General features: G+C 73.2%; 22 protein-coding genes. 10 read left to right on the forward strand and 12 right to left on the reverse strand.

The window, feature by feature from the left end; all coding sequences use genetic code 11:
- The first annotated feature begins 13 nt into the window (after nt 1–13).
- From R2D22_RS28405 to R2D22_RS28420, 4 genes are all read left to right on the forward strand, one after another.
- The gene (locus tag R2D22_RS28405) at nt 14–613 is read left to right on the forward strand and encodes an RNA polymerase sigma factor (RefSeq protein WP_318107537.1); all 600 of its coding nucleotides are present in this window, start codon (nt 14–16) and stop codon (nt 611–613) included.
- A complete protein-coding gene (locus R2D22_RS28410) occupies nt 606–1,664 on the forward strand; it encodes a CU044_5270 family protein (protein WP_318107538.1) in 1,059 nt (352 codons plus the stop codon). The genes R2D22_RS28405 and R2D22_RS28410 overlap by 8 nt, the downstream gene beginning before the upstream one ends.
- Nucleotides 1,665–1,797: 133 nt before the next feature.
- Complete coding sequence (gene dapD, locus R2D22_RS28415) at nt 1,798–2,787, forward strand: 2,3,4,5-tetrahydropyridine-2,6-dicarboxylate N-succinyltransferase (protein WP_318107539.1); 990 nt, start codon at nt 1,798–1,800, stop codon at nt 2,785–2,787.
- An 86-nt stretch (nt 2,788–2,873) separates the two neighbouring features.
- Nucleotides 2,874–3,080 (forward strand): hypothetical protein, encoded by a 207-nt coding sequence (locus R2D22_RS28420; protein WP_318107540.1) that lies wholly within the window; start codon nt 2,874–2,876, stop codon nt 3,078–3,080.
- Here the strand turns inward: R2D22_RS28420 and dapA are convergent.
- Complete coding sequence (dapA, locus tag R2D22_RS28425; RefSeq protein WP_318107541.1) at nt 3,065–3,949, reverse strand: 4-hydroxy-tetrahydrodipicolinate synthase; 885 nt, start codon at nt 3,947–3,949, stop codon at nt 3,065–3,067. The genes R2D22_RS28420 and dapA overlap by 16 nt on opposite strands.
- Nucleotides 3,950–4,083: 134 nt before the next feature.
- Between dapA and R2D22_RS28430 the strand changes: the two genes are divergently transcribed.
- Complete coding sequence (locus tag R2D22_RS28430) at nt 4,084–4,821, forward strand: SDR family NAD(P)-dependent oxidoreductase (protein WP_318107542.1); 738 nt, start codon at nt 4,084–4,086, stop codon at nt 4,819–4,821.
- A 3-nt stretch (nt 4,822–4,824) separates the two neighbouring features.
- Here R2D22_RS28430 and R2D22_RS28435 read toward each other — a convergent pair whose 3' ends face one another.
- Entirely contained in the window at nt 4,825–5,280 is a 456-nt protein-coding gene (locus tag R2D22_RS28435; protein WP_318107543.1) for a GNAT family N-acetyltransferase, read from the reverse strand.
- Between the two features lie 96 nt (nt 5,281–5,376).
- Here R2D22_RS28435 and R2D22_RS28440 point away from each other — a divergent pair, with 96 nt between their 5' ends.
- Nucleotides 5,377–6,081, forward strand: a complete 705-nt coding sequence (locus R2D22_RS28440; RefSeq protein WP_318107544.1) for an antibiotic biosynthesis monooxygenase — start codon at nt 5,377–5,379, stop codon at nt 6,079–6,081.
- 12 nt (nt 6,082–6,093) lie between these two features.
- Here the strand turns inward: R2D22_RS28440 and R2D22_RS28445 are convergent, their stop codons facing one another.
- Nucleotides 6,094–7,923, reverse strand: coding sequence for an endonuclease/exonuclease/phosphatase family protein (locus R2D22_RS28445; protein ID WP_318107545.1), 1,830 nt, complete (start codon nt 7,921–7,923; stop codon nt 6,094–6,096).
- A gap of 191 nt (nt 7,924–8,114) precedes the next feature.
- Between R2D22_RS28445 and R2D22_RS28450 the strand changes: the two genes are divergently transcribed.
- Nucleotides 8,115–9,563, forward strand: coding sequence for a hypothetical protein (locus R2D22_RS28450; RefSeq protein ID WP_318107546.1), 1,449 nt, complete (start codon nt 8,115–8,117; stop codon nt 9,561–9,563).
- Between the two features lie 122 nt (nt 9,564–9,685).
- Nucleotides 9,686–11,068 (forward strand): alkaline phosphatase PhoX, encoded by a 1,383-nt coding sequence (locus R2D22_RS28455; RefSeq protein WP_318107547.1) that lies wholly within the window; start codon nt 9,686–9,688, stop codon nt 11,066–11,068.
- 30 nt (nt 11,069–11,098) lie between these two features.
- On the opposite strand, the gene R2D22_RS28460 is transcribed toward R2D22_RS28455, so the two are convergent.
- Together R2D22_RS28460 and R2D22_RS28465 are read right to left on the reverse strand one after the other, a co-directional pair.
- Complete coding sequence (locus R2D22_RS28460) at nt 11,099–12,304, reverse strand: TerD family protein (protein WP_318110031.1); 1,206 nt, start codon at nt 12,302–12,304, stop codon at nt 11,099–11,101.
- A gap of 45 nt (nt 12,305–12,349) precedes the next feature.
- Entirely contained in the window at nt 12,350–12,580 is a 231-nt protein-coding gene (locus R2D22_RS28465; protein WP_318107548.1) for a hypothetical protein, read from the reverse strand.
- Between R2D22_RS28465 and R2D22_RS28470 the strand changes: the two genes are divergently transcribed.
- A complete protein-coding gene (locus R2D22_RS28470; RefSeq protein ID WP_318107549.1) occupies nt 12,579–13,616 on the forward strand; it encodes an AraC family transcriptional regulator in 1,038 nt (345 codons plus the stop codon). The genes R2D22_RS28465 and R2D22_RS28470 overlap by 2 nt on opposite strands.
- A gap of 152 nt (nt 13,617–13,768) precedes the next feature.
- On the opposite strand, the gene R2D22_RS28475 is transcribed toward R2D22_RS28470, so the two are convergent.
- The 7 genes from R2D22_RS28475 to R2D22_RS28505 all read right to left on the reverse strand — a co-directional run bounded on the left by R2D22_RS28475 (nt 13,769) and on the right by R2D22_RS28505 (nt 20,776).
- Entirely contained in the window at nt 13,769–15,001 is a 1,233-nt protein-coding gene (locus tag R2D22_RS28475; RefSeq protein WP_411977091.1) for an MFS transporter, read from the reverse strand.
- Nucleotides 15,002–15,096: 95 nt separating this feature from the next.
- Nucleotides 15,097–15,783: a hypothetical protein gene (locus R2D22_RS28480; RefSeq protein ID WP_318107551.1), complete on the reverse strand. Its 687-nt coding sequence runs from the start codon at nt 15,781–15,783 to the stop codon at nt 15,097–15,099.
- Nucleotides 15,780–16,169: a hypothetical protein gene (locus R2D22_RS28485; RefSeq protein WP_318110033.1), complete on the reverse strand. Its 390-nt coding sequence runs from the start codon at nt 16,167–16,169 to the stop codon at nt 15,780–15,782. The genes R2D22_RS28480 and R2D22_RS28485 overlap by 4 nt, the downstream gene beginning before the upstream one ends.
- Before the next feature lie 129 nt (nt 16,170–16,298).
- The gene (locus R2D22_RS28490; protein WP_318107552.1) at nt 16,299–17,747 is read right to left on the reverse strand and encodes a peptidoglycan D,D-transpeptidase FtsI family protein; all 1,449 of its coding nucleotides are present in this window, start codon (nt 17,745–17,747) and stop codon (nt 16,299–16,301) included.
- Nucleotides 17,748–17,838: 91 nt separating this feature from the next.
- Nucleotides 17,839–18,534, reverse strand: a complete 696-nt coding sequence (locus R2D22_RS28495; RefSeq protein WP_318110035.1) for a response regulator transcription factor — start codon at nt 18,532–18,534, stop codon at nt 17,839–17,841.
- A 5-nt stretch (nt 18,535–18,539) separates the two neighbouring features.
- On the reverse strand, nt 18,540–19,799 hold the full coding sequence (locus tag R2D22_RS28500; protein ID WP_318107553.1) for a sensor histidine kinase: 1,260 nt from the start codon (nt 19,797–19,799) through the stop codon (nt 18,540–18,542).
- Entirely contained in the window at nt 19,796–20,776 is a 981-nt protein-coding gene (locus tag R2D22_RS28505; RefSeq protein WP_318107554.1) for a hypothetical protein, read from the reverse strand. Before R2D22_RS28505 ends, R2D22_RS28500 begins: the two co-directional genes overlap by 4 nt.
- A gap of 175 nt (nt 20,777–20,951) precedes the next feature.
- Here R2D22_RS28505 and R2D22_RS28510 point away from each other — a divergent pair, with 175 nt between their 5' ends.
- Complete coding sequence (locus R2D22_RS28510; RefSeq protein WP_318107555.1) at nt 20,952–21,449, forward strand: cupin domain-containing protein; 498 nt, start codon at nt 20,952–20,954, stop codon at nt 21,447–21,449.
- Nucleotide 21,450 lies beyond the last annotated feature (1 nt).

Here is a 21,450-nt window from a genome sequence, read left to right on the forward strand (position 1 = left end):
AACAGGAGCGTCCGTGACCGGGCCTCCGGCACCCGCGGACGCGGCACTCGTCGCCGCGTCACGCGAACGGCCCGAGCTCTTCGCCGAGTTGTACAACCGGCACGCGGCCGACATACACCGCTACGTCACCCGTCGCCTCGGTGACCAGGCGGCCGACGACATCACTGCCGAGACCTTCCTGACGGCCTTCCGGATCCGGCATCGCTACGACACGACGCGCAGCGGGGCCCGGCCCTGGCTGTACGGCATCGCCGCGAATCTCATCGGACGGCACCGCCGCACCGAGGTCCGCGCCCTCAAGGCCCTCGCCCGCACGGGCCACGACCCGGTCGCCGAGACCTGGTCGGACCGGGCCGACGACCGGCTCGCCGCCCAGGCCGCGCACGGCCCCCTGGCCGCAGCCCTGGCCCGGCTGTCGGCGCGGGACCGGCACACGCTGCTGCTGGTCGCCTGGGCCGACCTCAGCTACCAGGAGGTGGCGGAAGCCCTGGAGATCCCCGTCGGGACGGTCAGGTCCCGGCTCAACCGCGCCCGCAGGACGCTGCGGGGCGCGCTCGGGGACGCCGATCCCACCCGCGTACACGACAGTGCCCCGGAGGCCTCCCATGGATGAGATGAAGACGCTCCAGGGTCTGCGCGCCGACGCCCCGACCCCCGACCATGCCCGCCTCGCCCCCGGCCGGCAACGCCTCCTCGACGTGTCCGCGCGGCGGGACCCGAGTTGGCGGGGGCGGGTGCGCTGGAAGATCGTCGCCCCAGCCGCCGCAGCGCTCGTGACGGCCGCCGCGGTGCTGGCGACGCAGGTGGCGACGAAGCCGTCGGAGCATTCGGTCCAGCCGATGTCCGACGGGACGACGATGCTGCTGGAGCTCGTCGAACGGTTGGAGGACAACCCGCAGATCCCGGGGACGATCGCCTCGGTCGCGCCTGAGAAGTGGGTCTACCGGGACGAGGTGAGCACGTCCGGGAACATGACCCCGGACGTCCTCAAGCCGCTGCTCAAGGGGAGCCTGTGCCCCAGAGAGCAGACGGGGAAGGCTTATGCCTGGCGCATGGAGTTCTGGGACCTCGGCGACTCCACGAAGCGGGCGGTCAAGGATGACGGCGGCCCCTGCCTACCGCGCGACCGGAAGCTGCGCGTGATCAACACCCCCGCATACAAGGAGCCGGAGATGCGGGACCGTGCCTTCGCCGCGAACGCGCCGACCGATCCCGACGCGTTCATGCGCGCCCTCCGCATCCACCAGGAGGGGATGTCGAGGGGTGGCGACCAGGCGGCTCGAGACTTCAACGCTCTCGGCGCCTTCTTCTCCGAGCCCGTCGGAATGACGCCACGACTGCGCGCCACCATTCTGCGCTCCTTGGTGGCCGTGCCCGGCGTCACGGTGGCCGAGCGCCCCGTCATGGACCCCCTGGGACGGTCGGTGCTGGCGGTGGGCAGGAAGAACGACGAGCCCCAGGCGCAGGGCGTGCGCGACGAGGTGCTGATCGACCCCGTGACCGGCGCCTACCTCGGCAAGCGGGCCGTCGCGACCGTCCCGGTGCAGCACGACCTGAAGAAGAAGGGCGACCGTAAGGGGCCGCGGACGGAGGCCGGGCAGGTGGAGGAGTGGTTCCTGTTGGCGAAGACGGCGGTCGTCGACGCATCGGGGCAGCGCCCCTGACGGGGCACGCCCGGGACCTCGTCCCGGGCGAACGCCCGAACGGGGCCGGGCGCGGTCGGCGGAACCGCCAACCGCCCGACCGCGACCTGAGACCGGTTCGCCCGTGAGCGGGCGGGCCGGTTAGGTTTCCCCCATGACCGACAACACCGCTCCTCGCTCCACCGGCGCCGTCGCCGCCGGCCTCGCCACCATCGCCGGCGACGGCACCGTTCTCGACACCTGGTTCCCCGCCCCCGAGCTCGCCGACGCGCCCGGCCCGGCCGGCACCGAGCGGCTGACGCCCGACGCCGCCGTGAACGCGCTCGGCGAGGGCGCCGCCAAGGCGCTCGGCGTGGACGCGCGGCGCGGCGTCGAGGTCGTCGCCGTACGGACGGTCATCTCCTCGCTCGACGACAAGCCGCTGGACGCCCACGACGCGTACCTGCGTCTGCACCTGCTCTCGCACCGCCTGGTCAAGCCGCACGGCCAGAGCCTCGACGGCGTCTTCGGGCTGCTCGCCAATGTCGCCTGGACCTCGCTCGGCCCGGTCGCCGTGGACGACATCGAGAAGGTGCGGCTCAACGCGCGCGCCGAGGGCCTGCACCTCCAGGTCACCTCGATCGACAAGTTCCCGCGGATGACCGACTACGTCGTCCCCGCCGGTGTCCGCATCGCCGACGCCGACCGCGTCCGGCTCGGCGCGCACCTGGCCGCCGGGACGACCGTCATGCACGAGGGCTTCGTCAACTTCAACGCCGGCACGCTCGGCACCTCCATGGTCGAGGGCCGGATCTCCGCCGGTGTCGTCGTCGGCGACGGCTCCGACATCGGCGGTGGCGCGTCCACCATGGGCACCCTCTCCGGCGGCGGCAACGTCGTCATCTCCATCGGCGAGCGCTGCCTGATCGGCGCCGAGGCCGGCGTCGGCATCGCGCTCGGCGACGAGTGCGTCGTCGAGGCGGGCCTGTACGTGACCGCCGGCACCCGCGTCACGATGCCCGACGGTCAGGTCGTCAAGGCGCGTGACCTGTCCGGCGCGTCCAACATCCTGTTCCGCCGCAACTCGGTCACCGGCGCCGTCGAGGCCCGCCCGAACAACGCGGTCTGGGGCGGCCTGAACGACATCCTGCACAGCCACAACTGACCCCGCCCACGCGTGACCTGCACGGGTGACTCTGCGTTAGTACGGCGAAGCAGAGTCACCCGAGCAGGACGAGGCGAGGAGTCGACATGAGGACGAGGCCCACGATCGTCGGTGCGCTCACGGTGGTGGCGGCCGTGCTGCTGCCGGCCGGCGCCGCTTCCGCGGACGAGACGCACCGCGACTCGCACAACGGTCCCGTCGTCGCCCTGATCCACACCGGGCAGATCGACGACCCGGCCGAGGACGTCCTCGAACACGCGGCGGTGCTCGGCACCACCTACGTGTACGACTGAACGAGCTCCTCGTACGCCGCCCGCAGCCCGTCGACCGCCTCCCGGTCGGCGGGCTGCAGCGGTTCGCGGACCGGCATGCCGAGCAGCGCCTTCATCGTCACCGTGCCCGGCAGACCGGACGCCATCGCCCGCTCCACCAGCGGCAGCGTCAGCGCGTTGAGCCGGCCGGCCTCCACCGTGTCGCCCTTGTCGAAGGCGTCCAGGACCGCGCGCATCGCCCGCGGCGCCACGTTCGCCACCGTGCTGACGAAGCCGCTGCCGCCGACCGCGTACAGCGGGAGGTTCAGCTCCTCGCTGCCGGAGTAGTACGCGAGCGAGGTCCGCGCGATCACCTTGGCCGAGCCGAGCAGGTCGTACGCGCAGTCCTTGACGGCCACGATCCGGGGGTGCGCGGCCAGCCGGATCATCGTCTCCGGTTCGATCCGCGTCCCGGTGCGGCCCGGGATGTCGTACAGCATCACCGGCACCCCGGCCGCGTCCGCCACCCGCAGGAAGTGCGCCTCGACAGCGGCCTGCGGGGGCCGGCTGTAGTACGGCGTCACCACCAGAAGCCCGTCCGCGCCCGCCTCCTCGGCCTGCCGCGCCAGTTCGACGGTGTGCCGGGTGTCGGAGGTGCCGACGCCCGAGACGATCGCCGGACCGGTGCCCACGGCCTCCCGCACCGCGCGGATCAGGTCCGCCTTCTCGGTGTCCGTGGTGGTCGGGGACTCGCCGGTGGTGCCGTTGAGGACCAGTCCGTCGCAGCCCTCCGTGACCAGGCGGGCGGCGAGTTCGCGGGCGGCGGCCAGGTCGAGCGAGCCGTCGGCGGCGAACGGGGTCACCATCGCGCAGAGGGCCTTGCCGAAGGGTGCGATGCGTTCAGTGCTCATCCCGGCAGTCTCCGCGCCGACCACCGTGAAGGTCTACTTAGATCTTCTTGGGGTGAGGGGTAAGCGACGGTGAAGCGTCGGGCGGGTCTGGCATGATCGGGCGGGCGCGACAGGGGGACATGGAGAAGAACAGCATGAGCGAACAACGCGTCGCACTCGTCACCGGATCGTCCTCGGGCATCGGGGCCGCCGTCGCCCGCCGGCTCGCCGAGGCCGGCTTCCGGGTCGTCGTCAACTCCGCGCGGTCCGTCGAGGCGGGCGAGGCCCTCGCTGCCGAACTGCCCGACGCCGTCTACCGGCAGGCGGACGTCTCCGACGAGCGACAGGCCGCCGGGCTCGTCGCCGCCGCCGTGGAGGCGTACGGCCGGCTCGACGTCCTGGTCAACTGCGCCGGCACCACCCGGTTCATCCCGCACGACGACCTGGAGGCGGCCACGCCCGACATCTGGCGGCTCCTCTACGACGTCAACGTCATCGGCGTCTGGCAGACCATCACCGCCGCCGTCCCGCACCTGAAGGAGACCGGCGGCTCCGTCGTGAACATCTCCTCGCAGGCCGGTGTGCGGCCGGGCGGCAGCTCGATCCCGTACGCGGTCTCGAAGGCCGCCGTGAACCACATGACCAAGCTGCTCGCCAAGACCCTCGGCCCCGACGTCCGGGTCAACGCCGTCGCGCCCGGCTTCGTCGACACGCCCTGGTTCGACGGGGTGGAGGGCGCCGACGCGGCCAAGGCGCATGTGGCGGGGGCGGTTCCGCTGCGCCGGGTCGGCCGACCCGAGGACATCGCCCAGGCGGTCTGCGACCTGGCCCACGCCTCGTACATCACCGGCGAGGTGCTGCTCGTCGACGGCGGCGGCCACCTGCTCGGCTGAGGCTCAGAAGAACAGCTTGAAACCGTCGTGGCTGCGCGCGAAGCCGAGCGAGGCGTAGAAGCGGTGGGCCTCGGTCCGCTGCTTGTTGCTGGTCAGCTGGACGAGCGCGCAGCCGCGGTCGCGGGCCCGCTCCACCGCCCGGCGCATCAGCTCCCGGCCGAGACCGCCGCCGCGCCGGTCGGCGCGGATCCGTACCGCCTCGAGCAGCGCGCGCTCCGCGCCGCCCTTGCCGAGCCCGGGGATGTAGGTGGCCTGCAGGCAGCCCAGCACGGTCCCTTCCGGGTCCGCCTCGTCGACCAGCACCAGCATCTCGTTGCGCGGGTCGTCGGAGATGGCGGCGAAGGCCCGCTCGTACGCCTCCGTCACGGTCACCGAGGCGGGGTCGACGACGCGGTCCTCGTCGGCGAGCAGGGCGAGCACGGCGGGGAGTTCGGGGCGCGCGGCGGGGCGAAGGATCATGATCGGGAGTGTCGCACGGACCGCCGACGAAGGGGGTTGACCTCAAGCGCGGTCGAGGTCGGAGGCTGGAGCCCTCGACGCACAAGGAGGCTCCACATGAAGGCCGTCGCCCACCCGCACGCCCGTCCCGACCTGCACCGCCCGGGGACCGGGCTCGTCATGGCCAGCACCTGGAGCGTCGGCACGCCCGAGCGCCAGCGCGCCGCGGTCGACGCCATCGGCCGCGCCTGGCGGACCAGGGACTGGCCGGACGTCGGGCTGCTCTCGTACAGCGTCTTCGTCGGTGACGACGGCGACACCCTGATGCACTACTCGCAGTGGACCGGCGAGGCGGAGTACCAGGACTACTTCCGGCGGCTCCGCGACGACCGGAACGACGAGATCGACGCCGCGGTGCCCGGCATCGTGCGGGTGGAGCTGCGCCGGTACGAGCCGCCGCGCACGGTCGTGCTCAGCGAGGAGTCCGCGGACTCCGTGCCGGGCGCCGTCGTGGTCGTCGAGACGCACTTCGACACGCAGGACCCCGGGCCGCGGCGGGACTGGATCGACCGCGCGACCGCCGCCCTGGCGGGCGACCGGCGCAAGGCCCGCGGCGGCATCGCCGCGCACTTCCACCTGTCGACCGACAGCCCCCGGGTCCTGAACCACACCGAGTGGGAGCGCGCGCAGGACCACGCGGAGTGGGTCGCCCAGGAGGGCGAGCCGGCCGCGTCCTGGGAGGAGCTGAGCGCCTTTCCCGGGCTGACCGGCAGCCGGATCCTGCGCTACGCGCCCGCGCTCAGCCTGAGCGCGGGCGCGTGACGGCCTTCCGCGCTACGGGCGGAAGCGCAGCACCTGCGGGTCGTGGTCGCTGTTCTGGTCGGCGAACTCGGCGTTGATGTGCACGCTGTCGTACTCGAAGTGGTGCACGCCGGGGCTGGTCAGGATCTGGTCGAGGACCTGGCTGTTGCCCTGGTAGACGTACGAGTAACGCTCGTCGACGGGCAGCGACTTCACCGCCGGGTAGAGCGCCCCGCCGTCCGTCAGCGCCTCGGTGGTGGCCGAGAACTCGAAGTCGTTGATGTCGCCGAGGACGATGACGTCGGCCTGCTTCTGCACCGCGAGTACGTCCTTGACGAAGGCGTTGACGGCCTGCGCCTGGAGCAGTCGCTTCGCCTCGGAGGAACGGTTCGGCGGCTGGTGGTGCGAGGTCAGCGACTCGTCGCCGCCCTTGGAGCCGAAGTGGTTGGCCACCACGAACACCGTCCGGCCGCGGAAGACGAACTCGCCGGCCAGCGGCTTGCGGCTGTTCTCCCAGGCGGTGTTCGCCGGGTCGATCCGGCCGGGGGAGTGGGTCAGCTCCGCGCGGCCGTACGCGCCCTCCACGACACCGGTCGCGGTCGTCGCGTCGCCGCCGGGGCGGTCGATGAAGTCGACCCGCTGCGGGTTGAACAGGAAGACCTGACGGATGTTGCCGCCGGGCTCGCCGCCGTCCTTGTTGTTCTCCGGGTCGACCGAACGCCACGCGTAGGACGGGCCGCCGGCCGCGACGATCGCCTCGGTGAACTTCTTCAGCGTCTGCTCGGCGCCGACCGTGCCGTCGTTCTTCGCGCCGTTGTCGTCCTGGATCTCCTCCAGGGCGACGATGTCGGGCGCGGAGAGGTTCTCGACGACGGCCTTCGCCAGCGCGTCGAACTTCTCCTGCGGGTCCGACGGGTCGAGGTTCTCGACGTTGTACGTCGCCACCGCCAGCTCGTTCTTGTGCTGCGGCTCGGTGACCTCGCGCTCCAGGCCGCCGTCGACGACCGTGCCCAGCTTCCGGGCGGTCAGCGTGTAGCCGCCGAACTGGTTGAAGTCCAGCGGGCCCTCGGCGCCGTCGGCCAGCACGTCGCCGACGTTCGCCGTGGGGAACGGCTGCTGGGCGATCGGCGTCAGCGACTGGATCTGGAGCCGGCCGGTGTTCTGCGCGGTGTACGAGCCGTACAGCGCGCCGCCGCGCTCGGAGCGGTTCTCCCACGGCTTCACCGTGACCCACAGCTCGGAGTACGGGTCGGTCGCGCCGACCACGCGGGAGGTGCCGATCCGGACGTTCGTGCCCTCCAGGGACTCGTAGTAGTCCAGGGCGTACGTCTCGGGGTCGAGCGTCAACCCGTTGATCGAGCCGCCGGCCGCGGGGGCGCCCTCGGGGGCGTACGCGTCGGGGACCGATTCCTCGTCGATGGTGACGGGCGCCGGGACGGGGTTGCCGGACGACTGCACGGTGATCGTCGGGCGGGACAGCTGGGTCAGCGACTGGTTGCCGGAGTTCAGGCCGCCCGGGACGTACTCGGTGACCGTGCCGTTGACCCGCACCGCGTCGCCGACGGCGACCGTCGGGACGGAGCTGGTGAACACGAACAGGCCCTCGCTGGTGGCCGAGTCGTCGTCGCCCTGCGGGTCCTGGATCCAGAAGCCGCGCGAGCCGTAGGTGCGCACCCCGGTGACGATGCCGGTGACGCCGGTGACCTGCTGCCCGACGAGCGGGGAGGTCCGGGTGGTGCCCTGGATGTCGTGGATGCGGACGTCGGCGGCGGAGGCGGTGCCCGCACCGGCGAGCAGGCCCGCGGCGAGCGCGGCGGCGACGACGGAGGAGACCGCGGCGGATCTGGGTATGGACGAAGGCATCAAGGAGCTCCGGAGACGCTTGGAGGATCGGTCGATTGATCTACGCGCGTCAATCTCTTGGCAGAGCGCCCTACTTGTCAAGGGTCGGCGGGTGTACGGCGGCCGACGGATCCGTGAACCGCAGGGCGACCCGGCAAATGCGTCTACGCTGAAGGCCGCCTGGACCCGCACCCCCGAGGAGAAGAGCCGACATGGCATCGGACCGCCCCACCCTGCCCCCCGTTCGGCTGCACTCGGACGCGGAGCTGGCCCGGGCCGCGCTGGCGTCGCCGCTGCTGGCCGGGGCCGTGCGGCTGGCCCGCTGGGCCGGACCGGAGACGCGGACCGGTGCGGGCGGCGAACTCGTGGACGAGCAACTGGCCGCTGCCGCCGAGGCGTTGGACCTCACGGCCGACGACGACGGTGCGGCGCGGGCGAGCGAGGCGTGGCGGATCGCGGTGGACACCGGGCTCGTGGAGGTCTCGGACCCGGAGGGCGACGCGGACGAGGCGACCGGCGTGACGGCCGGTGAGTCGCTGGCGCTGCTGACGAAGGGCTCACCGGCCGACGTCCTCGCGGTGTGGCTGGACGGCTTCGACGCGGTGTTCGCGGACGCGACCGCGCCGGTCTTCGACGACCTCGACGACATCCTCGGCGAGGACGGCGAGATCGACATCGAGAAGCTGGACTGGGACCCGCAGGCGGAGGCCGAGTTCCTGGAGGGCGTGCTCGGCAACCTCTACCTGCTGACGGTCACCGAGGGCGGGGCCGGCGACGGGCCGGTGCCGCTGCCGGCGCTGGCCGCGTCGATGATCGTGCCCGACGACATGGGCGAGCCGACGGACGACGTCCTGGAGCAGGTCTCCGAGGCGATGATGCGGCTGGACGACCAGTTCCGGGTCCTGGAGCCGATCGGGCTCGTCGAGTACCAGCCGGTGGACGAGGCGCTGATGGCGGAGGAGGGCGAGGAGCCCGCGCCGCCCGTCGACGACGAGGACGTGTCCCGGTACGGCATGGTCCGGCTGACGCCGCTCGGCCTGTACGGGATCCGGGCCCGGATGCTGGAGGCCGGCGTGGACGCGCCGGCCGTCGGTGACCTGTCCGGGAAGGGTGCGGAGGCGCTGCTGGACGGGATCGGCCACTACCCGTCGGCGGCGGCGCGCGGCGAGACGGAGCTGTGGCTGGCCGGGCGGGAGCCCGTGGCGGCGGCGCGGGAACTGCTGGGCGCGGCGCGCGGCTCGGACGAGGGCTCGCCGCTGCGGCGGCTGCACTGCCAGCAGGCGCTGTCGCTGGTCGGCGCGGAGGCGGAGCCCGCGGTGCGGGAGGTCCTGGACGACGCGGAGCTGGGCGGCCTGGCGCGGGTGTGGCTGGCCGAGCGGGGCGCGGCGGACGTCCCGGCGCCGCCGGAGTCGATGATCTTCTGGCTGGCGGTCGACACGATCGCCGCACAGCTGGAGATGGCGGGTGACCTGGAGGAACTCCAGGACCTCATCGAGGGCCTGACGGGCCGCCACAACGGCTTCTTCGACGCCGCGTGGCGCGTCGACCACCCGTCGACGGCGGAGGTCCTGGAGGCGATGGGCCGCCTCCACCGCGACAAGCGCGTCGCGAAGGAGGCCCGCAAGGCCGCCTTCAAGGCCCGCTCCCGCACGAACGACTGACGCCGCCCCCCGCCCTGACCCCGCGCTCCGCGCGGGCTTCGCCGGTGCGCACTCCGGCGGAGTTCGCCGGAGCGCGGGGTGGTGTTCAGGGGGTGTTCGGGTGGGGGCGGGAGGGTGCGGGCATGACGCTGAATCGCAGAGACTTCGCCAAGCAGTCCGCCGCCGCGGGCGCCGCGCTCGCGCTGACCGGGGCGGTCGGTGCGCTGGCCAGCGCACCGGGTGCGATCGCCGCCCCGCACGACGGCGGCCGGGAGCTCGGCTACGGGCCGCTCGTCGAGGACCCCGACGGGATGCTCGCGCTGCCCGCCGGGTTCTCCTACCGGGTCATCACCCACAGCGGCGTCACCTCCCTGGAGTCCGGTGAGTCCACGCCGTCCAACCACGACGGCACCGCCACCTTCGCCGGTCCGCGCGGCACGACCTTCCTGGTCAACAACCACGAGCTCAAGGGCCCGCGGTCCAAGTGGAAGCACCCCGTCCCGCTCACCGAGGGCCTGGTCTACGACCCTGCCGCGTCCGGAGGCTGCACCGTCGTCGAGGTGCACCGCGACGGCCGGGTCGCCGAGTGGGTCGGCATCGCCGGCACCTCGACCAACTGCGCCGGCGGCCGCACTCCCTGGGGCACCTGGCTCACCTGCGAGGAGAACTCCGACCTCGCCGGCGAGAACGGCATGACCAAGGACCACGGCTACGTCTTCGAGATCGACCCGCTCGACCGCCGCGCCAACCGCGACCCGCGGCCGATCAAGGCCTTCGGCCGGTACGACCACGAGGCCGTCGTGATCGACCCCAAGCGCGGCCACGCCTACCTCACCGAGGACGCGAGCAAGCCGAACGGCCTGTTCTTCCGCTGGGTCCCGCCGCACGGCTTCGAGCACGGCCGGGGCCGGCTCCGGACCCTCGCCGACGACGCGGGCGTCCTCCAGGCCCCCGCCTGCTTCGACTCCGGCGGCCGGTTCGTCGACGACCTGTCCCGCGCCACGGCCATCGGCACGGTGTACGGCGTCGACTGGGTGGACGTCCCGGACCGTGACGGCCGCACCGCCGACGTGCGCGAGCAGTTCGCCCCCGGCCAGGTCACCCGCGCCCGCAAGCTGGAGGGCATGTGGTGGGGCGACGGAGGCACGTACATCGTCTCCTCGTACGCCCGCGAGGAGAGCCCCGGCACCCCGCACGACGGCCAGGTCTGGTTCTACGACCCGCGCCGCCGGACCCTCACCCTCAAGGTCCTGATCGGCGTCGCGACCGGCTTCGACGGCCCGGACAACATCACCGTCTCCCCGTACGGCGGGCTGGTCATCGCCGAGGACGGCGAGGGCACGCAGCACCTCTTCGGGGCGACCGACCGCGGCCGTACGTACCCGATCGCCCGCAACGACTTCAACGACAGCGAGTTCACCGGCGTCGTCTTCTCGCCCGACGGTGACACGCTGTTCGCCAACATCCAGGACCCGGGCATCATGCTCGCCATCACCGGGCCCTGGCGGCGGCAGCCCCAGCGCTGACCGCCCCCAGGGCTCCCCGAGGCCGGCCGCTCAGAGCGCCTGGGCGGCCGGCTTCACCATGCCCCGGACCGTGCGGGACTTCACGAACTCGCCCATCGCCGTCATCTCCCACTCGCCGGAGAACTGCCGGATGAGCTTGCACATCATCACGCCGGTCTGCGGCTCCGCGTTCGTCAGGTCGAAGCGGGCCAGCTCCTCGCCCGTCGCCGCGTCGAGGAGCCGGCAGTACGCCTTGGCGACGTCGGTGAACTTCTGCCCGGAGAACGAGTTGACCGTGAAGACCAGGCCCGTCGCGTCCGCCGGGAGCCGGCCGAGGTCGACCGTGATGACCTCGTCGTCGCCCGCGCCCTCACCGGTCAGGTTGTCGCCGGAGTGCTTGATCGCACCGCCGAGGATGGTCAGCTTGCCGAAGTAGCAGCTGTCCAGGTGGTTGCGCTGCGGGCCGTACGCGATGACCGAGGCGTCCAGGTCGATGTCCTTGCCGCGGTACGCCGGCTCCCAGCCGAGGCCCATCTTGACCTGGGAGAGCAGCGGGCGGCCGCCCTTGACCAGCGACACGGTCTGGTTCTTCTGCAGGCTGACGCGGCCCTTGTCCAGGTTGATCTTCCCGGCCGGGGCGGGCGCGGCGGCCGGAGCGGCCGGCGGCGCCGCGGGAACCGGGGGAGCGGCGACCCGCGGGTCGACGGGGGCGGCCGGCGCCGGCGGGGCGACGGGCGCGGGGGCCGCCGGGGCCGCCGCGGGCTCCTCCTCGACCGAGACGCCGAAGTCCGTAGCGATCCCGGCCAGCCCGTTCGCATACCCCTGGCCCACCGCGCGGGCCTTCCACGCGCCGCCCCGCAGGTAGATCTCCACGACCACCAGCGCCGTCTCCGTACCGAGCTGCGGCGGGGTGAACGTGGCGAGCACGCTGCCGTCGTCCGCGTTCCGGATCGTGGCCGTCGGCTCGACGCCCTGGAAGGTCTGGCCCGCCGCGTCCGGGCTGGCGGTCACGACGATCTTCTCGATCCCGGCCGGCACGGCGGTGGTGTCCACGACGATCGCGTCCGGCGCGGTCCCGCCGCCGGAGCGGTAGGTGACACCGGGGCCGGACGGCTGGTTGTAGAAGATGAAGTCCTCGTCCGAGCGGACCTTGCCGTCGGTGGTGAGCAGCAGGCCTGAGACGTCGAGGCGCACCGGAGCGGCGACGTCCACCGCCACGCGCGGGGCGGCGAGAGGGATGTTCGAGCCGGGGGTCATTGCGGTCATGCTCCGGGTAACGAGCGAGATCGCTTTGCCGTTCCCTTACCTGCGGCCACCCTGGTGACGCGGGTGGGAGCGGGCCGCGCGCTCGTTGCCGAACTTGTACGAGCCCGTCCAGCGCGCCATGACGAGCTGCGCGTCGCCGCTCTCGACGGCTGCCAGGAACTTCTCCGCGCGGTCGCCACGCAGCGTCGCGGCGGCGCGGCCGCGGTGGACGATCTCGATCCGGCCGTCGCCGAACCGCCGGTAGCTGAATCCGTCAGGTCTGGGCATGGCACCGATCCTCCCGGTGCGGGCCCCGATCGGCACCCGAATATCCTTCGGCCCTGTGGGTGGGGAGAACAAGAACTCGTTCCGTACGCGGGACGTGGACGAGGCACGGCACGAGATCGGCACGCGGTACTTCGCGAACTTCATGGACGTCGTCGAGGAGAAACGTCCCTTCGCGGCTCGCTTCGACATCGTGGACCTCGGGCCGCTGGTGCTCGGCGAACTCGGCTGCGGCGCCGACGTGCGGATGCGCTTCGGCGAGCTGGGGGAGTACCACGTCAACGCCCCGCTGACCGGCAGCATGGAGTGGCGGCACGGCCCGCGCGGCGCCGGGACCGCGACGCCCACGCGGGGCGTCGTCTTCGACCCCTCCGGCGACACCGCGCTCGACCGCTGGGCCGGCGACTGCCGGGTGTTCGCGGTGAAGATCGGCGCGGAGGCGCTCCGCGGCCGTCTGGAGGCGCTGCTCGGCCGCCCGCCCGGCGGCCCGCTCACCTTCTCGTCCCCCTTCGACATCGCGTCCGGCCCCGGCCGCGGCTGGGTCCGGCTGGCCCGGCGGGTGTTCCGCGAGACGCTCGCCGACGACGGCCTGGCCCGGCACCCCCTGGTGGCCGCGCCGCTCCAGGAGGCCCTCCTGAACGGACTGCTGCTCGCCGCCGAGCACCCCTACCGCGAGGAGCTGGCGCACCCGGGCGAGCCGCGCCGCCCCGCACCGGTCAAGCGCGCCATGGACGCGGTCCTGGCCCGCCCCGAACACCCGCACACCACAGGGGAGCTGGCCGCCCTCGCCCGGGTCGGCGTGCGCCGGCTCCAGGAGTCGTTCCGCGAGTACGTGGGCATGACCCCGATGGCGTACGTACGCCAGGTCCGCCTGGACCGGGTACGGGACGAACTGCGCGCCGCCGAACCGGACGAGGTCACGGTGAGCGAGGTGGCCTGGCGCTGGGGATTCACCCACCCGGGACGGTTCGCCGCGCAGTACCGCGCGCGCTTCGGGGAGTCCCCGTCGCAGACCCTGCGCGCCGCCCCGTCCCCCTGAGCGCGCGACAGGGTTCGCTTTTCGGACAGCCACCGCGTTCCGCGGATCGCGGGAGGACCAGCCCCGCACGTAGATTCGACGGTGTCACTTGCGCCCCCCGCGCAGTCGTGGCAGGGCCCCGGCCGGCTCCCCCGCAACGGCTCGGCCGGGTCTCACACCCCTACCCCCGTCCCCGCCCCGGTCCCCGCCCCGGTCCCCGCCCCGGTCTTCCGCTCGGCCGGCCGGCGGGCCGACACCGCCGTCAGCACGAGGGCGCCCGCCATCCCCGCCAACGCGACGACCGGCAGCAGCACCCGTACGTCGACCAGCGCCACCAGGCCCGCGCCCAGCGCCAGGGCCAGCGCGTTCGGCACGAAGACCAGCGTGTTCACGGTGGCCGCCGCGCGGCCCGCGGCCGCCTTCGGGGCCTCCCGCTGGACCGCCGTCATCGCGGCGACCAGCACCCACGGCAGCCCCAGCCCGATCCCCGCCGACGCGACGAGCGCCACCGCGTCGTACGGCAGCGCCCGCGCTCCCGCCGCCAGCGCGAACAGCGCCAGCCCGCCCGCCGCGAGCCGGTGCTCCGGGACCCGCCGCAGCAGCGGGCCGGCCGCCAGGCCCGCCACCACCGAGCCCGCCCCCTGCACCGCGTACAGGACGCCCGCGTACGCCGGGGCGTGGCCGAGGCCCCGGTCCACCACCGGGTAGATCGCCGCCCCGTTCAGCCCGGCCAGCAGCATCGTGAACGACGCGGCCGGCACCAGCGCGCGCAGCACCGGCGAGGCCCGGACGATCCGCAGCCCCTCCGCCGTCTCCGTACGCCACCGGCCCCGGAGCGGGTCCCTCGACGGCGGCTCCTCCCGTACCCGCAGCAGCGCGAACACCCCGGCCGCCAGCGCGAACGTGGCCGCGTCCAACAGCGCCACCGGGCCGCCGCCCCAGCGGGCGAACATCCCCGCCGCCACCAGCGGCGCGACCAGCTTCATCGCCTCGTTGACCGTCATCCGCAGCCCGTTGAAGTCGCCGAGCAGCCGCGGGTCGAGCGCGCTCGCCGCCAGTGCCTGCTCCGCCGCGTCCTGGACCGCGCCCTGCGCCCCGTACACCAGGAGCACCGCGAACAGCAGCCACACGCGGTCCGCCGAGTCCATCCACAGCAGGACCGGCAGCAGCGCCGCCATCGCCACGTTCGACCACACCATGAGCGGCCGCCGCCGCACCCGGTCCGCGAGCGTGCCCAGCAGCGGCCCGAACAGGGCGGGCGCCCACAGGGCGAACGCGGTCAGCGCCGCCAGACTGTCCGACCCCGTCAGGGACTTGACCCAGATGCCCGAGACGATCCACATCGCCGTCGTCCCGAACCCCGACACCAGTACACCGGCCAGATAGAGCCCGGCCGTCCGTCTCATCCCTCGCATGCCCACCATGCCCGCAGCCTGGCGGCTAAGGCCCCCGCCGCAGATCGGCAGGTTGACCTAGTGACGCCATCGCTGCGGCCGGGCCCTCAGTACGGGCGCGCCGCGACCTGCTCCGACACCGCGAAGGCGGCCTCGCAGTCGGGGCAGTCGGCGGTCCCGAACAGGAACGTGACCCCGCGGGCCACGTTCGTCAGCCTGGCCTCGGCGGCCGCCAGGCGCAGCCGGGCCGGGATCGGGCCGAGGTTCCGCGGGTCGGCGGGGCGGAGCGGGGTCCTGTTCCGGCCGGCCTCGGCGTAGTCGGCGTCGCCGTCGTCGTCGAAGGAGAGCAGCAGCTCCGACCAGCAGGACGGGCACTCCACCTCGTACTCGCACTCGACCAGGCCCTCCAGCCGGGACTGGCTCCACAGCCGCTCACCCTCGAAGGCGAGCACGCACTGGAACATGTCCACGAAGTCGTAGTGCCCCGTCGCGGTCGTCAGGAGCCGCCGGCCGACCGGCCGCAGGGCCGCGATCTCGTCGGCGTACCTCTCCGTGTGCCCCTCGTCCGCCGCCGAGACGATCAGGCCGGCCATGCTGACCGCCTGGTGCACGTCTCCCGGGGCGTCACCCTTCGCGATCGCCGCCAGGAACGGCAGGGCGAGGAAGCTGTCGTCGTAGACGCTGCCCTGGTGGCAGATGTCGTCGAACAGCGCGGACCAGATCTTCTCCTCGTCCGGGCCGCCCATGCGGGCGAAGGTCGCGGCCAGGTCGTCGGAAGGGCGCGGGTCGCTCATGCGACCGCATTCTGCCGGGCGCGGCTCTCCCACCACAGGGCGGCCCCCGTCACCACCGCGCCCGTGCCCTCCCACAGGCCCACCCCGAGGAAGCCGGCCGGGGCGCGCTCCGTGACGACGGCCAGGGTGAAGACCGTGCAGGTCAGCAGCCGGAACGGGACCGTCCAGCGGAAGAAGGCCCGCCAGTCCGACAGGGCGGCCAGCACGTAGTAGACGCCCATGTTGAGCGCGGCCATGGAGGACGCGGTCATGAAGACCAGGGTGTGGTCGCCGTCCGCCCGCGAGCCCGCCGGTACGGGTTCGAAGCCCATCGTCGTGAGCAGGGCGTCGGGGGAGATCAGCCCCACCACCCCCAGCGCGGCGGCGAGCACGCCGAAGACCGCCATGGTCCAGCCGGACAGGGAACGGGGCAGGCGACGCACGGCAGTCCTCCGGTTGAGCACTCAACTTGTGACCCGGAGAGGCTACTTCAGCGCCCCGCCCGTCACTTCAGCGCCGCCTCGGTCCGGCCCCCGTCACTTCAGCGCCGCCCGCATCATCTTCTGGGCCACCGGCGCCGCGAGCCCGTTGCCGCTGACCTCGGAGCGCGCCGCGGCGGAGTCCTCGATCACGACCGCCACCGCGACCTCCTTGCCCGTGGCTTTGTCCTCGGCGTACGACGTGAACCAGGCGTACGGCGTCTTGCTGTTGTTCTCGCCGTGCTGCGCGGTGCCGGTCTTGCCACCGACCTCCGCGCCGTCGATCGCCGCGTTCGTGCCCGTGCCGTCGTCGACGACCGTCCGCATCGCGCTGCGCAGCTGCGCTGCCGTCTCCGAGGAGACGACCCGGCGGGTGTCCCCGTCCTCGTACGACTGGAGGGTGTCGCCGTCCGCGTCCACGACCTCGGAGACCATGTGGGGCGACGCCATGAGCCCGTCGTTGGCGATCGCCGCGGACACCATGGCCATCTGGAGCGGGGTGGCGGTCACGTCGAACTGGCCGATGCCGCTCAGCGCCGTCTGCGCCTCGTCCATGCTGGAGGGGTAGCCGCTCGCGTAGGCGCGCACCGGCACGTCCTGCTCCTTGTCGTTGAAGCCGAACTTCTCCGCGGTCGCCCGCACCTCGTCCTGGCCGAGGTCGACGGCCAGCTTCGCGAAGACGTTGTTGCAGGAGTACTGGAGCGCGGTGCGGAGGGTGGCGTTCTCGCAGGGCGCGGAGGCGTTCTCGTTCTTCAGGACGGTCCGCGTCCCGGGCAGCGTGTACGGGTCGGGGCTCTTCGTCGGCGTGTCCACGTCCGGGTACAGCCCGTTCTCCAGCGCCGCCGCCGCGACGACCAGCTTGAACGTGGAGCCCGGCGGCAGCGGCTGCCGCAGCGCCCGGTTGACCAGCGGCTTGTCCGCGTCCTCGGTCAGCTCGCGCCACTCGTTGCCGTCCGTGAGCCCGGCGATCTTCGACGGGTCGTACGACGGCGTGGAGACCATGCCGAGGATCCGCCCGGTCTTCGGGTCGATCGCGACGGCGGCGCCCTTCTTGTTCCCCAGCGCCTCGAAGCCGGCCTTCTGCACGGCCGGGTCGATCGTGGTGATCACGTCCCCCGGCTCCTGCTGCTTGCGGCTGAGCGCGTCCACCGGGTTCTTCAGCCGGGTGTCGGTGCCGTCCAGGACGTCGCCGTAGATGCCCTCCAGCTGGGTCGTCCCGTACGCCTGGGAGCTGTAGCCGGTCACCGCCGCGTACAGCTCGCCGTCGGTGTACGACCTCTTGTACGCGAGGTCGCCGCCCTCCGTCCGCTGTGATCCGGTGACCGGCGACCCGGCCACGATGATGTCCCCGAGCGGCTGCGCGTACTGCGCGATCGTGTTCCGCCGGTTCTTCTTGTCGTCTGCGAGGGCCCGGCCTTCGTACGCCTGCACCCAGGTCGCCCGCAGCATGACGGCGAGCACCAGGAGCAGCGCGAAGACCGAGGCGCGCCTGATCGTCTTGTTCATCCCCGTGAGGGACGAACGGGGCGGTGTCGGTCGTTCCGGTTGTGGCCGGTTTCTCATCGAACGTTCATCCGGCGCGCGGCGCCTCGCGCCCTCAGCCCGGCGTGATGAACCCCGACTCGTACGCCACGATCACCGCCTGCGTGCGGTCCCGCGCGCCGGTCTTCGCCAGCACCGCCGCCACGTGCGTCTTCACCGTCGCCGGACCGACCGACAGCCGGTCCGCGATCTCCGCGTTCGTCATCCCGGTCGCCACCAGCCGCAACACGTCCGCCTCCCGGTCGGTCAGCCGCGCCGCCCAGGCCGGCGCGGTGCGCGCCCCGCGCCGCCCGTACTCGGCGGCCAGCCCCCGCACCGCCGCCGGGAACAGCACCGAGTCGCTGCGCGCGACCAGCCGTACCGCGCCCACCAGGTCCTCCGCCGCCGCCCGCTTCAGCAGGAACCCGGCGGCGCCCACGCGCAGCGCGTCGTACACGTACGAGTCGTTCTCGAAGGTCGTCACGACCACGATCCGCGGGGCGTCGGCCATCCCGGCGAGGATCTGCTCGGTGGCCCGGATCCCGTCGATCTCCGGCATCCGCACGTCCATCAGGACGACGTCCGGCCGCAGCTCGCGCACCACCGACACCGCCTCGGCCCCGGTCGCCGCCTCCCCGACCACCTCCAGGTCGGGCTCGGCGTCCAGGATCACCCGCAGCGCCGTACGCACCATCCGCTCGTCGTCCGCGAGGACGACCCGGGTCGTTCCCCCGGCCCCGGTCACCGACCTGTCCTCGGCCCCCGCCTCCATCCCGGTCACCGGCCGGCCTCCAGCGGCAGCCGGGCGCTCAGCCGCCACACCCCGTCCACCGGGCCGGCCGCGGCGGCGCCGCCGAGCAGCCGGGCCCGCTCGCCTATGCCGCGCAATCCGCGCCCACCCCCGGGGCGTACGGCCGGCGGCCGGTCGGGCAGGGGGTTCTCCATGGTGATCTCCAGCTCCTCGTCGTGCAGCGCCACCCGCGCCGTCACCGGTGCGCCGCCCGCGTACCGGGCGGCGTTGGTCAGCCCCTCCTGGACGATCCGGTACGCCTCCCGGGACACCGCCCGCGGCACCCGCTCCAGCTCGCCCGACCAGGTCACCGCCGCCGTCGCGCCCGCGCCCTTCGCCAGCGAGGCGAGCGCCTCCAGGCCCGGCCCGGGCAGGTCGCCGGACGCCTCGTCGTCGCCCTGCCGCAACAGGCCCAGGACGTGGTCGAGTTCGCCGACCGTGCGCCGGGTGGTGTCCTCGATCGCCGCCAGCGCCTCCCGGACGAACTCCCGGTCGGCCGCCGCGTCACTGTCCAGCAGCAGGCGGGCCGCGCCGGCCTGGAGCGTCACCGCGCTCAGCGCGTGGCCCACCGAGTCGTGCAGCTCGCGGGCCAGCCGGTTGCGCACCGCCAGTTCCTCGGCCCGCCGCTCCGCGGCGGCCAGCCGGTCCGCCGGGCTAGGCCCGAGCAGGCGGGGAGCGCACCGGGCGAGCAGCGCGCCCGCCCCGGCCGCGACCGCCGCCAGGGCCACCAGCATCAGCAGCCCCGCGGGGACGCCCGCCCACTGCACCCAGGGCTCGTCCAGCTTCCAGAACCGGGTCATCTCCGAGTTCCGCAGCCGCTCCGAGAACGGCAGGGCGACGAGCGACAGGGCGAACGGCGGCAGCGCCAGCGTCGCGCCGCTCACCAGGGCGCCGATCCCCAGATGGAGGGTGAACCAGCCGGCCGTCCGCGTTTTCCCGGCCCGTCCCCGGGCCGGTCCGTCCGCCAGCTCCTCGGGCCGCACCCCGCACAGGGCCCGCGCGATCCCCACCGAGATCGGCCGGGCGAGAGGGAAGAGCGCGGTGATCGCGACGAGCGGCAGTGCGAACGCGTACGCGGCGAACTGCACGGCCAGAGAGGCGGCGAACATCCCCCGGGCGTCGAGCAGAGGCGACGTCACCACCGTGCCGAGCAGCCAGTACGGCATCAACAGCGCGCCGCCGAGGATCAGATGGACCCAGCGCATCAGGGCCCGCCGGCCGAACAGCGCGGTGACGGTGCGTCTCATGCGCCGCGCCGCCGCAGCATGACGGCCAGGCAGCCGGACAGCAGGATCCCCGTGATCATTTCTCCAGCGTAGGCGGTGATCATCAGCGCCGTGGGCTCCTTCGTCGGATCGTCCTCCGGCATCAGCGAGGCCAGCATCAGCCAGCCGCCCCAGCAGGCGAGGCTGCTCGCTCCCACCCACGACATCGCCAGCAGGGGACGGACCTGCCGCGAGCGGCCGAGCCGGAAGACCAGCGCCAGGGTGCCGATCACGGCGACGGCCACGAAGCCGACCCGCGCGGCCTCCAGCACGTAGAAGTCCGTGGTGCGCTCCGCGGCCCGGGCGGGTGTGAGCCCGCGCGCCGAACCCGATGCCCACAGCACGTGCAGCGCCGCCGGTACGAGCGTCAGCGCCGAGGCCACCACCGCCGTCGGCCGCATCCAGCGCCCCGAGAGGTCCGGGTCCATTTCGCCGACCCGGCCCGCCCACACGTGCGACCAGCGCTCCCGTGCGTACAGGACGAACAGCGTGCCGAGCGAGAACGCCTGCAGGATGAAGCCGCCGTAGACGACCCCGAAGACCCATTCGTCGAGGAACGGCCGTCCCTGCGCCGTGTGCTTCTCCGCCCCGGCCACCGCGGCCGTCACCAGCTGGAGGGGGAAGCCCACCACGATCGGGGCGAGCAGCCCGGTCGCGCCCCAGACGGGCAGGCCGAGCAGCCAGGACCGGACCCGCAGGCCCCAGGGCTGGGTGAGCAGCAGCGCGAGCACCACGACCGCCGCGTCCATCAGGATCGTCACGCTGTTCGCGACGGCCATGAGCCCGGGACGGTCGAGCAGCACGCTGCCCTCCGGGATGCCGATCCTGCTGCCGGCCACCCAGGCGACCTTCAGCGAGATGTACGGGAGGGTGGCCACGACGGCCAGGGCACGCAGCACGCGGCGGGGGCGGCTGGGCCGGGCGGGGAGAGCGGCGTGCGGAGCGAGTGTCTGCGTCATGGCTCCACCGTCCCGCCGGGGACACCCCCGCCACCTCCTGCGCGGAGACGAACCGCCTCCGCCGCGCGGGGGAGACAGGGTCGGTACCGGGGGAGGGCCGCCCCTGAATTGACCTCGAATTTCGATGCCTCAATGCACCATGTGCGCGGTCACTCACCTTCATAAGATGATCTTCATGAACGAGCAGACGAACACCTTCGCCCCCGTCCTGACCCGCGCCGCCGACGCCGAGACCGCCGCCGACCCGAGCTCCGTGATGACCCTGCTGGCCGACTCCGAAGCCACCGGCGGCGCGCTCACCAGCTACCGCTCGACGTTCGCGAAGGGCGCGGTCGGCGCCCCGGCGCACTTCCACACCAAGGCGTCGGAGATGTTCTTCGTCCTCGACGGCTCGCTGCAGGTGCTGCTCGGCGAGGAGCTGACCGTGCTGGAGCGCGGCGACTTCCTGCTCGTGCCGCCGCACACCCCGCACGCCTTCGCCGCCGCGCCCGGTGACACCGCCGACGTGCTGTTCGTGTTCACCCCCGGCATGCCGCGCTTCGACTACCTGCGGCTGCTCGGCCGGGTGATGCGCGGCGAGGCGAGCGTCCAGGAGATCAAGGACTCCTCGGAGCAGTACGACAACCACTACGTCGAGAGCCCGGTCTGGCAGGCGGCCCTCGCCGCCCGGTGAC

This window comes from Streptomyces sp. HUAS YS2 (assembly GCF_033343995.1).
Taxonomy (GTDB): domain Bacteria; phylum Actinomycetota; class Actinomycetes; order Streptomycetales; family Streptomycetaceae; genus Streptomyces; species Streptomyces solicathayae.